This is a genomic window from Pseudoalteromonas luteoviolacea, from assembly GCF_018100925.1.
Lineage (GTDB): Bacteria > Pseudomonadota > Gammaproteobacteria > Enterobacterales > Alteromonadaceae > Pseudoalteromonas > Pseudoalteromonas obscura.
Genome location: NZ_JAGJEH010000002.1, coordinates 1 through 12598, shown reverse-complemented (window position 1 = coordinate 12598; position 12598 = coordinate 1). Strand labels below are relative to the sequence as shown.

12 protein-coding genes and 3 tRNA genes are annotated in these 12598 nt (G+C 41.3%); 9 read left to right on the top strand and 6 right to left on the bottom strand.

What is annotated here, in order from left to right; translation table 11 throughout:
* Positions 1 to 53: 53 nt before the first annotated feature.
* The gene (cysB, locus tag J8M00_RS02980) at positions 54 to 1031 is read right to left on the bottom strand and encodes an HTH-type transcriptional regulator CysB (protein WP_023402261.1); all 978 of its coding nucleotides are present in this window, start codon (positions 1029 to 1031) and stop codon (positions 54 to 56) included.
* Positions 1032 to 1311: 280 nt separating this feature from the next.
* Here cysB and J8M00_RS02975 point away from each other — a divergent pair, with 280 nt between their 5' ends.
* A complete protein-coding gene (locus J8M00_RS02975; RefSeq protein WP_211008888.1) occupies positions 1312 to 2073 on the top strand; it encodes a hypothetical protein in 762 nt (253 codons plus the stop codon).
* Here J8M00_RS02975 and J8M00_RS02970 read toward each other — a convergent pair whose 3' ends face one another.
* On the bottom strand, positions 2074 to 3363 hold the full coding sequence (locus J8M00_RS02970) for an NCS2 family permease (protein WP_211008887.1): 1290 nt from the start codon (positions 3361 to 3363) through the stop codon (positions 2074 to 2076).
* Between the two features lie 119 nt (positions 3364 to 3482).
* Here J8M00_RS02970 and J8M00_RS02965 point away from each other — a divergent pair, with 119 nt between their 5' ends.
* The 3 genes from J8M00_RS02965 to J8M00_RS02955 all read left to right on the top strand — a co-directional run bounded on the left by J8M00_RS02965 (position 3483) and on the right by J8M00_RS02955 (position 4949).
* Positions 3483 to 3941, top strand: coding sequence for a tetratricopeptide repeat protein (locus J8M00_RS02965; RefSeq protein WP_211008886.1), 459 nt, complete (start codon positions 3483 to 3485; stop codon positions 3939 to 3941).
* Between the two features lie 111 nt (positions 3942 to 4052).
* Positions 4053 to 4478, top strand: a complete 426-nt coding sequence (locus J8M00_RS02960) for a SulA-like leucine-rich domain-containing protein (protein ID WP_247687212.1) — start codon at positions 4053 to 4055, stop codon at positions 4476 to 4478.
* Positions 4479 to 4493: 15 nt separating this feature from the next.
* Positions 4494 to 4949 carry a YchJ family protein gene (locus J8M00_RS02955; protein ID WP_211008885.1) on the top strand — a complete coding sequence of 152 codons (456 nt, stop codon included), beginning with the start codon at positions 4494 to 4496 and terminating at the stop codon, positions 4947 to 4949.
* 92 nt (positions 4950 to 5041) lie between these two features.
* Here the strand turns inward: J8M00_RS02955 and J8M00_RS02950 are convergent, their stop codons facing one another.
* Positions 5042 to 5563 (bottom strand): VC2046/SO_2500 family protein, encoded by a 522-nt coding sequence (locus J8M00_RS02950; RefSeq protein ID WP_211008884.1) that lies wholly within the window; start codon positions 5561 to 5563, stop codon positions 5042 to 5044.
* A 112-nt stretch (positions 5564 to 5675) separates the two neighbouring features.
* On the opposite strand from J8M00_RS02950, the gene J8M00_RS02945 reads away from it, so the two are divergent.
* The 3 genes from J8M00_RS02945 to J8M00_RS02935 all read left to right on the top strand — a co-directional run bounded on the left by J8M00_RS02945 (position 5676) and on the right by J8M00_RS02935 (position 5972).
* Positions 5676 to 5760 (top strand) — tRNA-Tyr (locus J8M00_RS02945).
* A 19-nt stretch (positions 5761 to 5779) separates the two neighbouring features.
* Positions 5780 to 5864, top strand: a tRNA-Tyr gene (locus tag J8M00_RS02940).
* 23 nt (positions 5865 to 5887) lie between these two features.
* Positions 5888 to 5972 (top strand) — tRNA-Tyr (locus tag J8M00_RS02935).
* Positions 5973 to 6025: 53 nt separating this feature from the next.
* Here the strand turns inward: J8M00_RS02935 and J8M00_RS02930 are convergent.
* The gene (locus tag J8M00_RS02930; protein WP_211008883.1) at positions 6026 to 6688 is read right to left on the bottom strand and encodes a M48 family metallopeptidase; all 663 of its coding nucleotides are present in this window, start codon (positions 6686 to 6688) and stop codon (positions 6026 to 6028) included.
* 78 nt (positions 6689 to 6766) lie between these two features.
* Here J8M00_RS02930 and J8M00_RS02925 point away from each other — a divergent pair, with 78 nt between their 5' ends.
* Positions 6767 to 7747 (top strand): ion channel, encoded by a 981-nt coding sequence (locus tag J8M00_RS02925; RefSeq protein ID WP_211008882.1) that lies wholly within the window; start codon positions 6767 to 6769, stop codon positions 7745 to 7747.
* A gap of 7 nt (positions 7748 to 7754) precedes the next feature.
* Here J8M00_RS02925 and J8M00_RS02920 read toward each other — a convergent pair whose 3' ends face one another.
* Positions 7755 to 8387: an HD domain-containing protein gene (locus J8M00_RS02920; protein ID WP_247687211.1), complete on the bottom strand. Its 633-nt coding sequence runs from the start codon at positions 8385 to 8387 to the stop codon at positions 7755 to 7757.
* 95 nt (positions 8388 to 8482) lie between these two features.
* Between J8M00_RS02920 and J8M00_RS02915 the strand changes: the two genes are divergently transcribed.
* Positions 8483 to 9673, top strand: coding sequence for a class I SAM-dependent methyltransferase (locus tag J8M00_RS02915; RefSeq protein WP_211008880.1), 1191 nt, complete (start codon positions 8483 to 8485; stop codon positions 9671 to 9673).
* Positions 9674 to 9711: 38 nt separating this feature from the next.
* On the opposite strand, the gene J8M00_RS02910 is transcribed toward J8M00_RS02915, so the two are convergent.
* Positions 9712 to 11577, bottom strand: a complete 1866-nt coding sequence (locus J8M00_RS02910; RefSeq protein WP_211008879.1) for a S8 family peptidase — start codon at positions 11575 to 11577, stop codon at positions 9712 to 9714.
* Positions 11578 to 12598: the final 1021 nt, after the last annotated feature.

Sequence of the window (12598 nt, the reverse complement as noted above, 5' to 3'; positions counted from 1 at the left end):
AAATTAAAGCCGCAAAGAGAAAGTCTACAAGTAGACTATTCAAAACGTGGCTTTTATTTTACTGGTAATGTGACTTTAGCGAATAATGCATCTACATCATCTTGATTACGCATAAGGCTTGCTTTTTCAACCACATCCTTCGTCAAATGCGGCGCAAAACGCTCTATAAAGTCATACATGTAGCCTCTTAAAAAACTACCTTTTCTGAAGCCAATTTTTGTTGTGCTCGCTTCAAACAGATGGCTCGCATCAATACAAACCAAATCTTTATCAGCAATATCGTCAACAGCCATAGTTGCCAATACCCCTACGCCCAATCCAAGCCTTACATATGTCTTAATCACGTCTGCATCTGTTGCGGTAAATACAATGTGTGGTTCAAGGCCATGTGCATTAAATGCTTTATCTAGTTCAGAGCGACCTGTAAAACCAAATACATAGGTTATGAGTGGATACTTAGCTACGTCTTGTACCGTAATATTTTTTCCAAGCTGCGCTAGTGGGTGATCTTTCGTTACCACAATGCTTCTATTCCAGTGATAACATGGCAACATGATCAAATCACCGTATAAATGGAGCGCCTCTGTTGCAATTGCAAAGTCCGCGTCACCTCTCGCAGCCGCATCTGATATTTGCTGCGGAGTACCTTGATGCATGTGTAAAGAAACAGCCGGATACTTTTGCATAAACCCTTGAATAACAGGAGGTAAAGCATATCTTGCTTGGGTATGTGTCGTTGCAATGTTTAATTTACCTTGATCAGGCAAAGTGTGTTCATTTGCAACCGCTTTGATACCTTCAACTTTTGACAAAATTTCTCTGGCAATATTGATGATCTCATTACCAGCACTGGTTACATGTGTAAGGTGCTTACCACTACGGCCAAAGATCTGCACACCCAATTCATCTTCTAGCATACGTACTTGTTTTGAAATACCTGGCTGAGAAGTGTAAAGACTTTCAGCGGTAGCAGATACATTCAAATTATGATTAAGTACTTCAACTATGTATTTCAATTGTTGTAATTTCATAACATTGTTTATTTTTTTAGTTGTTATCCAATAAGTGACTTGGTTTACGCGGAACGCCGAGTCGGATCTTTTGTAAGACTAGCATAGTTATTGGTAGCCTGATAGTAATTGTAACATTTACGCAATCATATAAGAAAAACGAATTAGAAACGCCTATACTGAAAAAGTGGTGTATTCAAATTCATTTACATACACCTTGTTATTAAAACTATCCAATATACAATTGTTTGATGTAATATAAAAAATTATCGCCGTGGGTAGTTTTCGTAGAGATTCGGGTATGTTTGTTTACATAATAATATTGTTGATTGTTGCTTTAGTTGTGATAGCTGTTTGGATTAGTGCAATTCAGCAACATAAAGAAAAACAAGAAGCAGAAAGACGTAAAGAATTAGCAAAACAAAAGCGGATTATAGAAGAGTCCGAGGATGTTCTCGTCAATAGCACAAATATCCCTATGTCAGGAGACATGCTTAGGGTGATTCAAAAGCGCGTTCATGATGCGTTAGCCATGATGGTAGAGCTGACTCCCACATCAAGAGAACTTAAAAATCGACTGCACGAATCTCAAGAACGCATGAATACAGAAACGGCAAATCTCACTGACAGCGATAAAGTCTCATTGCCAGATAACGACAAACAACTGATTGCGCTAGTGCAGGGCATCAAAAAGCTTCGTCAGCTTTTGCGCTCTGAACACAGTAAAGGTAAAGTGGATACTCAAGTTTTTGTAAAAGAAGACCGCCGTTTAGAGAAAATCCAACTGCGCATTAACGTTGAGAGTCAAATCAAACGAGGCCTATCTGCAAAAACAGCCAACATGGTTGGCTCAGCCAGACAGTACTTTGAAAAAGCCTATGCGACCATCATGGCTGTGACCTATAGCGATGAGTATGTAACTGAGAAAAAGAATCAGCTAGAGGCTTATCTCAACGAAATTAGTACTGAACTTAAGGCCTCGAATGCCTCTGCAGTTAAGAAAAAAGCAGAAAAAGAAAAGGACGATTTGGACGTCCTTTTCGCCCCGAAAAAGAAATGGTGATCAACTAAGCGCAAATTTGACGATAAATAACACTGTCAGAACCCACACGCTGATGGATATATCGTCTTTTTTGTTGCAAGCCAGCTTTACCGCAGTGTAAGCAATAAAACCCAATGCTATACCATGTGCAATTGAGAATGTTAGCGGCGTCATCAACAAAACCACACTTACAGGGATCGCGTCTGTCATATCGTCCCAGTTCACCAGCTTCAGGTTTTGCAACATCAAAACAGAGACATACAGAATTGCACCAGCAGTTGCATATGCAGGCACCATTTTTGCCAAAGGTGCAAAAAACATCATAAGTAAAAAGCAAAAGCCCACAACCACAGCAGTAAGTCCCGTGCGTCCGCCAACAGAAACACCAGATACAGACTCGATATAAGAAGTCGTCGTAGACGTCCCTAAAAACGAACCTGCTACTGTCGCCGTGCTATCCGCAGATAAAGCGCGTCCTAACCTCGGCATGTTCCCTTTTTCATCTGCAATACCCGCTTTTTGAGTTACAGCCACCAAGGTGCCGCTAGTATCGAAAAGATCAACAAATAAGAAAGCAAATACCACACTCAACATGGTGATTTCCAATGCGCCAACGATATCTAGCTGCCCTAAAGTAGGCGCAATGCTCGGTGGCGCAGAAACAATGCCTTGGTACTCAACCAAGCCAGCCCCCCAAGCAATAACTGTGACTAATAAAATGCTGATCAGTACGCCACTTTTCCACTCTCTATACATCAATGCAGTTATCACAAAAAGGCTGAAAATGGCCAACAAAGGGCCGGGACTGGTGATATCGCCAAGTTGCACAAATGTGGCTGGACTCGAAACAATAATTTCAGCATTCTTTAATGCGATCAAAGCTAAAAATGCGCCTATCCCAGTTGCTATCGCACGCTTTAGTACCACTGGAATTGCCTGAATAACCCACTCTCTAATTTTGAAAATACTCAGTAGTAAAAACAAGCACCCAGATAGGAAGACCGCTCCCAAGGCAGTTTGCCAGCTATGCCCCATACCTAAAACAACACCATATGTAAAAAATGCATTCAACCCCATACCTGGTGCCAAAGCCAATGGGTAATTTGCAAAGAAGCCCATGATAAAACAGCCAATTGCTGCGGCTAAACACGTGGCAACGAACGCTGCACCATGATCAATGCCAGCTTCCGCCAGCATAGCCGGATTAACAAATACAATATAAACCATGGTAATAAATGTAGTGAGCCCTGCCACAACCTCCGTTTTTACATTGGTCTGTAGCGCTTTGAGAGAAAATAGTTTTTCTAGCATGTCTTTGTATTTTAAATGGAAACGAGGGGGGCGATTTTACCATATTTCCTCGCCATAAACGGACAAATAAACTAAAAATCAGCTACAATGAAAACTAAGTTGTAATAAGTGAAGAGAGTATGAAAAGCAATCAATCTACAAAAGCTTATGGCGGAGACCTCGAGCAACAACTATTCAATGTACTCGAATTTGTTACCCAAGAACCAGACCCCAAACACAGCTGGCCAAAGGCACAAGATCCAGAGCAAGCTTATAAAAAAGGCCTTTATTACATCAAAGAAAAGCAGTATCCGCTTGCCGCTAAATGGATGAGATTGGCAGCGATGTCAGGTGACAACAAAGCACAATTTTATTTAGGCCTGTTATTTATAAAAGGTCAAGGCGTACCTAAAAGTGTTTTTCACGGTGTAGCTTGGTTAAGTCTAGCGCAGAGTCAAGGCAATAGCGCGGCATTAAGCACTCTCAATGAAGTGCGCCCCCACCTAACAACAAAACGCTATATAGACGCACAATGTTATGCCGCGACACTATTTGAACAAATCCATCAGCAAATGCATTTTGGGGCAAACCCAGAATAGACTGCAGGTGTTAATGATTCGAAGTGAACAAAAAAACATCAAATAAAACTTGATTAAAACCACTGTATGAAATACTGTATATGCACTGTATAAAGAATCAGTGGTCTAATCATGTTACCAATCACACCCAATGTAAAAACGCAATCGAGCAGCATTAGCCATGCCAGTAGTTTGAATATCTTGGATGCATACGATGAAACAACCACCAGTAATGAACTTTTAAAAATCTTATCTCGTTGTAATTCAAAAGCTGGTTGGACACTTTTGATAGCACCTGATCAGGTTTTCAGTAAATCTATGTTAGATGGCTATAATATCGATGTGAATAAGCTACTAGTGCTTAAGCAAAAGGATCTGATAAACTTAGAACATACTCTGGATAGCGCTTTGTCCAATGGTAATTTTGCGGCTGTCATCACTTGGCCGGGTATTTTGACGAAAAAGCAAATTGAATACCGTAGCCTAAATCACTCTAAAACAGCACTATACTGCTTTAAAGACTTTGCTCAATTGCCACTATCAAAGCTCACACACTAACTATATAGGTCATTTATGTGTTTTTGTGGTAACACACAAGCCTTTGAGCAATGCTGCAAGCCATTTATTAAAGGACAGTCTATTCCTCACCAATCTGAACAGCTAATGCGCTCTCGTTATAGTGCATACTGTACAAAGGAATGTGAGTATATTTTAAATACGTATGCATCAAAAACACGCAGCGAGCACACAGTCGAAGATATACTTATGTTCGCTCAACAAGTTAAGTTTGTTCATTTGGATGTTATTGAAACTGATCAAGATGACCAATATCAATATGTAGAATTCAAAGCATCGTATTTGGAAGGGGTGCAGCTGAGCGTGTTGCATGAACGCTCCAGATTTGTAAAAGAGAATGGCGCCTGGCTATATCTTGACGGCGCTCTTTACCCTGAAGAGAGTAAAAAAGTAAGCCGAAACGATCCTTGTCCCTGCTTAAGTGGGAAAAAGTTCAAGAAGTGTCACGGATAACATGTATTCAGCCTGAAGTGGCGTTACCTCACCAACGCCACTTTCGAAATTTAATCAGTACTCCCTATCCTATCAGAATCATAATAAAGCGATTATACAGCCACACTTAACTGAGACTGCATTTCTCCACTGGCTAACTGATCATAAAACCCGGCAGCATCTATTTCTCTTTCTTTAACTTCGATTTCAGGATGCTTTTGTTTATATAGTTTTGCTTTCACTGCCGGCTCTAGGTTTTCCATGACGTTTAAAGGGATATGCGTTTTATCGTCACGAATATGAAATGGTTCAGGATCAAGGCACTCATTTAGCTTGATATCTTCTAGCCCACCATCTTTCACAAAATATCGGTTGTATTGACCAATTAAAAAGTCAAACTCTTCAGGTGCCAAAGGTTGCTTCGGACCTACTTGCAACTCTTTTCGCAATGCCTCTTCAGACTTATCAGCTTCGTCAACAGCACTTCGTGGTAAGTCAAATTGGCTAAAGTCCAATGCATCTTGTGACAATGCACTTAAGAGCAGAGCAAAATCGCTTCTACGCGATTCATGGACACTCAAACTTAACGCATTGCCTAACTGCGCTTCCTTGAGTAACAATTGTTCTATCTGCATGGATTTTCGCCAAAATTTTCAAAGTCTGAAAATTTATCGGCATTTTTTGAAAAAACTTTAGGACATTTCTTTACTTCGCCAAAAACTTTGTTATTATCAGCGCCGTTGTTGAGGAGGGGTTCCCGAGCGGCCAAAGGGATCAGACTGTAAATCTGACGGCTCAGCCTTCGCTGGTTCGAATCCAGCTCCCTCCACCATCAACGACAAAGTACAATTGGAGGGGTTCCCGAGCGGCCAAAGGGATCAGACTGTAAATCTGACGGCTCAGCCTTCGCTGGTTCGAATCCAGCTCCCTCCACCACTTTGTACTTAAAAATCTGTTATGGAGGGGTTCCCGAGCGGCCAAAGGGATCAGACTGTAAATCTGACGGCTCAGCCTTCGCTGGTTCGAATCCAGCTCCCTCCACCACTTCCTTTTTATCTTAATTTTAATTCTTTGCATCTTCATTTCATATTTTATTTCTAGTGAATAAGCTTTATTTCCTGTTTCAAATAAGCCTTCGCTGTTTCAAATTCAGGATAAAAACGTCCGACAATACACCAAAACGCATGATTGTGTGCCATTACATGATAATGCGCGAGCTCATGTACAATCACATAATCAATCACCCATTTAGGTGCACTTAATAAAGCACTGTTGAAAGCTAATACACCTTTACTAGAGAGGCTGCCCCAACGTCGTTTATAAAAGCGTACTTTTAGAGTTTTATATTTCGACCCCATCAATGCCTGATAGTAAGGCAATCGAGCATGTAAATAGGCTATTAGCTCAACCTTAAACAAATCATATATTTCTCCAATGTGGATATCTCTGTGTTGTTGCATAGAAGATTTTATATAGATGCGATGGTGTTGATGATCAATATAGGCAGATGAATGTCCATAACAAACTACGTAGCAATCACCAAAGATTGTAACTTTTTCTAATGGTGTTTTTTTACATGGCAGCGTATCCGCTACCAAACGCTGTTTTTGAGCAACCCAGCTTTGCTTTGAGTGCAGCCAAGCCGTTAACCAATTTTCGCAAATCCCCTCAGGCGCGTAAACGACAACCCCATCCGGTTTTACTTTAATTGCAACTGTCTTTCTTCGTCGACTGAGCTTAAGTTGGTAATTGAAATTCATAGTAAATTTATTGCTTTTTCATCTATCAATCTAATTTGCTGCTAACCTTTATACTTATTACGGAAAAAACAGGCTGCCATGAACAATAAACCTAAATGTCAGTATACATCTCCTGATGGACACAAGTGTCAAGAAATAGACATGGGCTCTGGATATTGTTTTTGGCATGATGCCAAATTCGACAAAAGTGGGTTAGAGCTATCTCACAAACTCGAACGTTATGCCAAAAAAGGGGGATTACTGCAAGGACTTGAGCTGAAAAGAGCCAATTTGGAAGGGCTAAATCTCGTTAAGTTTAATGATCACAACGGCTATGACCTATCGTATAGCAATTTTTATAGAGCGAACTTACACGGTGCTCACCTCTTTAACAGCACAATTCAAAATGCATCTCTAATGAAAGCGGATTTAAGGGATGCAAATCTACACTGCTGCAAGTTAGAAAACACCAATATTCTAGGAGTGAAGCTCAATGCAACTAGAATTGACAACCTTGTATTGGGCGACAAGTTATTACAAGAAAAACAAGCAATTGAAGCAACCAAACAAAAAAATGTGGAAGAAGCGCAAGATTTATATTTGCAAAGCGAAGAGATCTACAGACTGCTAAGAAAAGGCGCTGAACAGCAGGGCTTGTTTGAGATGGCAGGAAAGTATACCTATAGCGAATTGCGCATGCGTCATGCGCAGTACCCAACCTATTCAAAAAAGCGCTTAGTTTCAAGCTTTATTGACATGTTATGTGGGTATGGAGAAAAACCAGAAAATGTAATTCGCTTTAGCTTAGGTATGATTTTATTGTGTGCGCTTTGCTATTTTATGCTGGGTATCAATTACAACGGTGAAATCATTCAGTTTGCCACCAATGCCCCTCTCAAGCAGAATCTCCACTCAATGCTCAATTGCTTTTATTTTAGTGTTGTTACATTTACTACTTTAGGGTACGGAGATATCACACCAGTTGGGATTACACGCCTTATAGCGACCATAGAAGCTTTTATTGGTAGCTTTTCACTGGCGCTATTCGTCGTTGTCTTCGTCAAAAGGATGACTAGGTAACTTTTACCTAGTCATTCGATATTTCACGCCCTAATTCCCTCAAGAATAGTTGCATAAACTCCGTGCGCCTTTGCGCTTCTTTTTTTGCTGCCTCAGTGTGCATCTGTGACTCAATGTGCAGCAATTTCACAAAGAAATGATCAATGGTATAACTCTTATCATCCGGCTCTCTTTTCTCACAAAACGGGTCTTCGGTATGGTATAGGTGCCTGGCTATTGCACCGCCAACTTTCATACATCGACTCACACCAATTGCCCCTAATGCATCCATTCTATCCGCATCTTGTACGATTTGTGCTTCCAATGTCGTTGGCGGCACGTTTGCACTGAAGCTATGCGCAACGATTGCGTGATATATACCTTCTAATTTATCTTCCGGATACCCGATTTCAATCAGAAACCTTTCTGCTTTATCGGCAGCCATTTTTGATGCAAAAGCACGATCCGGGTGATTTTTTGCTACTGCGACACAGTCATGTAGCCAAGCTGCTGGAACAACAACATCTAAATCAGCCCCTTCTTCTATCGCTAGCTGTTTTGCAGTTTTTACAACCCTTTGTATATGCGAAAGGTCGTGTGCTGTATCAGCAAAGGGTGTATCAAGCATAAATTCCTTAAATGCTGCTTCAAACTTATTCATATTTTCCATCATTTTCACTTAAACCTTCTGCTTCACATTGTATGTTGGAACCCCCTTCACTAAAATGACAGGATTCTACTTAGTAAGGAATTTATATGTCTTGCGCGCTGTATTTACAACCCGGCCGAGAAAAATCTCTTAAAAGAAAACACCCATGGATATTTTCCAAAGCAATAAAAAAGATCAAAGGTAAACCAGGACTTGGAGATATTGTAAAAATCTACAGTCATGATGGGCAATATCTGGCTACCGCAGCATATAGTCCAAGTTCTCAGATCCGCGCACGGATCTGGAGTTTTGATGAAAGCGAACAAATTGACCAAGCATTTTTTAAACGTCGCTTAGCACGTGCATTAGCAGTAAGAGACTATGCAATATCAGAAGGTGGGCTGACCGGCTTTAGGCTCAGTGCTGCAGAATCTGATGGGCTACCCGGCATTACTATTGATAAGTTTGACAAATATTTGGTGTGCCAGCTTCTCAGTGCTGGTGCAGAAAGGCATAAAGGCGAAATCGTTGCTGCTTTACGTGAATTATTCCCAGATTGCCATGTCTATGAACGTTCCGACGTAGATGTACGGAAAAAAGAGGGCCTCGAGAAAATCACAGGTGTGCTGCACGGAGATGCCCCACACGAACCAGTATTAATCGAAGAAAATGGCCTTAAGTTAGAAGTAGATATTATTGGTGGGCACAAAACTGGTTTTTATCTCGATCAACGCGACAGTCGCGCTGCGCTAGAGCGTTTCTCCAAGGGTAAAAGTGTGCTGAATTGTTTTTGCTATACCGGCACGTTTAGCCTTTACGCACTCAGAGGTGGTTGTGATGAAGTGATTAATGTCGATGTATCGCAACCAGCACTAGACACAGCCAAAAGAAATGTTGAACATAATGATCTTGACCTCAGTAAAGTAGATTTTGTCAAAAAGGACGTATTTAAGTTACTTAGAGAATACCGCGACGAAGGCAGGGAGTTTGATACCATCGTTATGGATCCTCCGAAATTTGCCGAAAGCAAAGCACAACTCACAGGTGCATGCAGAGGGTACAAGGATATCAATATGCTTGCTATGCAGTTATTGAAACCCGGCGGTACGTTGCTGACTTTCTCATGCTCAGGCTTAATGGACCAAAATTTATTTCAAAAAGTCGTTGCAGATGCTGCACTTGATGCAGGAAAAGACCTGATGATAATGGAAAGGCTTAATCAAGCTGCCGATCACCCTATCGCAGGGTTTTATCCTGAAGGGTTCTACCTTAAAGGACTTATCTGTAAAGTCTATTAAATAAAAAGGGAGCCAATGGCTCCCTTTTTATTTCATTATTAGAAACTGCCTGTCAAAGTAACACCTGAGTAAGCATTGTATCCACGTAACATGATGTGGTACGTCGCGTCTCCTCCAGTATTCGTTAAGCTACAAGTTTCAGCATTACCATTTCGGTATGGTCTGCAATCATATGTGCTTGTTGTTGGTGCTGCACCTTTTCTCACATATAGGTCCGCATCACCTGAACCACCAGATATTTGCACATTAACAGTCGCATTGGCTGGTACGTCAATCGTGTATGCGACCTCGCTACCAGAAGCACCTGATAAGTTAGTCACAGGTACACCATTGCTTAAACAATTGCTACCACAGCCGCCACCATCTCCAGCAGTGCTTGCTACTAAGCTTGCACCTGAGTATGCGCTATAGCCGTGTAACATGATATACCAGTCGCCTGCCACAGGGTTATTAAAGGTACAAACTTCTTCGTTACCACTTTTGTAAGGACGACAAGAGTAACTGCTTTGAGTAGGCTGTTGACCTTGTTGGACATAAAGATCCGCATCACCTGTACCACCAGAGAGTTTCACTGTTAACGTGGTTTTACCCGCAGGTACTTTGAACAAATAATTTGATTCTTCACCTTTAGCTCCACTCGCATTTACTGCGACACCATCATCAAGCTCTGGTAACGGAGGAGGTGGTGGTGGTGGCGTTGAATCTGCTAGCGAGAATAGCAATTCATTTGGTGAACCAGTCTTCGCATCACTGACCTTATTCTTAGAGCTACGAGAGCTGAGTAAGGTGTCAATCTGGCTAGGTGTCAACGATGGGTTCTCATCTAGGTATAGAGCAACAACACCAGCTACATGAGGTGCTGCCATTGATGTACCGCTGATTGTGTTTGTTGCTGAGTCTGAATTATACCAAGCTGACTTAATGCTAGAACCTGGCGCATAGATATCTAAACAATTACCATAGTTTGAGAAGCTTGAACGAGCATCAGAGCTAGTTGTAGAACCGACAGTTACGGCGTCAGCAGCACGTGCTGGTGAGTAGTTACATGCACTGCTGTTATCGTTACCAGCGGCAACAACGAAGGTCACACCTGACGCCACAGCTGCATTTACAGCATCATCAACCGCCTGAGATACACCACCACCTAAACTCATATTTGCGACAGATGGGCCACTTGCATTGTTCTTAACCCAGTTAATACCTGAGATTACCCCAGAGTAGGAACCAGAGCCATTACATCCTAAAACACGCACACCTACTACGTTGACGTTTTTAGCTACACCATATGCACCACCGCCAATCGTCCCAGCAACGTGAGTACCGTGACCATTACAGTCACTTGAGTCTGCATCGTTATCAACAAAGTCGTAACCATGGCTTGCACGGCCGCCAAACTCTGCGTGTGTGATTCGAACACCCGTATCGATTACATATGCCGTTACACCGCTACCATCAAAGTCATAGTGATAGTTGCTGTTTAAAGGCAAGTCTCTTTGGTCAACTCTATCTAAGCCCCAGATTGCATTGCCTTGATCTGCGCTTGCATCAACCATTGGAGTAACTGTTACAATTTGGTCTTGCTCAATGTAGTCAATACTCGGATTGTTTAGTAGTTCTTGTACTTTCTGTTTTGAAGCTGTAACTACAACACCATTTAAAACACCATCAAAATGCTGAGTAACCTGCACATTATGCTGAGTGCTCAAAGCTTGAGCTTGACTCGCTGCATAGTTAGAAATGGCAGCACTGCTCGCAGCATTCATAACGGCCGGCGTTTTAAAGACCACAATATACTGATCTTCAATTGCACTGTTTTGGTCTACAGACATTAGTTCTGCTTGTGCTAAGCAGCTGCCCGAAAGACCCGCCAAGACCGCAAATGCTAGTGTGTTTAATTTACGCATACTTGTTCCTTTATTATGTCATTTGGTTAATTTCCAATCAAAATGTAGCGCAAATGTAGAATTAATAAACAATTTATTTAACTTAAATTTAACCAAAAACACCTCTTTTTGTAAACTAAAATTTACAACAGCAAGTTTTATTCATTAATATCAATTCTTAAACAAACTTAATTCAAGTTGAGTGATTGCAATAGTCAATCCTTATACAAGCGCATATGAAAAACCAATTTTAAGTATTATTTTCAACTGGTTATTGAAATATAAAGCAAACACCCAACGATGTCTCTACATTTAAAAGGTAATAGCAATAATGTGCTAAGCCGTTAACAGTCCAAGGTTAGATAGTTTTCAAATAAAATCAGAGTGATTTTATTTCACTTTCCTTCACTTCCCAATTGGACGGCTTATTCTAGTTTTTACAAATTTTTTCTCCTAATACAAACTGATGAACTCCTCACACATCAAAATATTGCATTAAACACTGTAAATACATCTCTAGTGCGCAGCAAGGTGCAAAAGCCTAATGACAAAGTACTGACATCATTTTTACGCAAGGGGGAGTGAGCTGTTTTGACAACTGCTAAGACAGCCACCTATAACATTAAAAACATGGATCCTGAAACGAGCTCAGGATGACATCGTGCAAAATGTAACGACAGTGAGCGAAGCGAGTACGTTCAATTTGCGCAAGTAAAGTGTAAAAGGTTAGCGACAATGAACGCAGTGAGTACGCTTCTTTTGCGCAAGGTGAATATCGTGCGAAAGGTTTATGACACGGCGCGAAGCGCTGGCATTCTTTTCGCGCAAGGTGAAGTGAGCTAGTTTAACAGTTGCTAAGGCCACTATTTCTGCAAGCCCCCTTTTCGTCACCCTGAACTCGTTTCAGGGTCTAGAGTGCAAAAGGCTAGCGACAGCGAACAAAGTGAGTACAGCTCTTTTGCGCAAGGTGAAATGAGCCGTTTTAACCACTGCTGAGGGACTTAAACGAAAAAAGCCCGACTCTTTCGAATCGGGCTTTTTC

Coding starts and splice junctions, on each gene's coding strand:
- cysB (WP_023402261.1), bottom strand. CDS start 1,031: ATGAAATTACAACAATTGAAATACATAGTTGAAGTACTTAATCATAAT.
- J8M00_RS02975 (WP_211008888.1), top strand. CDS start 1,312: ATGTTTGTTTACATAATAATATTGTTGATTGTTGCTTTAGTTGTGATA.
- J8M00_RS02970 (WP_211008887.1), bottom strand. CDS start 3,363: ATGCTAGAAAAACTATTTTCTCTCAAAGCGCTACAGACCAATGTAAAA.
- J8M00_RS02965 (WP_211008886.1), top strand. CDS start 3,483: ATGAAAAGCAATCAATCTACAAAAGCTTATGGCGGAGACCTCGAGCAA.
- J8M00_RS02960 (WP_247687212.1), top strand. CDS start 4,053: ATGTTACCAATCACACCCAATGTAAAAACGCAATCGAGCAGCATTAGC.
- J8M00_RS02955 (WP_211008885.1), top strand. CDS start 4,494: ATGTGTTTTTGTGGTAACACACAAGCCTTTGAGCAATGCTGCAAGCCA.
- J8M00_RS02950 (WP_211008884.1), bottom strand. CDS start 5,563: ATGCAGATAGAACAATTGTTACTCAAGGAAGCGCAGTTAGGCAATGCG.
- J8M00_RS02930 (WP_211008883.1), bottom strand. CDS start 6,688: ATGAATTTCAATTACCAACTTAAGCTCAGTCGACGAAGAAAGACAGTT.
- J8M00_RS02925 (WP_211008882.1), top strand. CDS start 6,767: ATGAACAATAAACCTAAATGTCAGTATACATCTCCTGATGGACACAAG.
- J8M00_RS02920 (WP_247687211.1), bottom strand. CDS start 8,387: ATGAATAAGTTTGAAGCAGCATTTAAGGAATTTATGCTTGATACACCC.
- J8M00_RS02915 (WP_211008880.1), top strand. CDS start 8,483: ATGTCTTGCGCGCTGTATTTACAACCCGGCCGAGAAAAATCTCTTAAA.
- J8M00_RS02910 (WP_211008879.1), bottom strand. CDS start 11,577: ATGCGTAAATTAAACACACTAGCATTTGCGGTCTTGGCGGGTCTTTCG.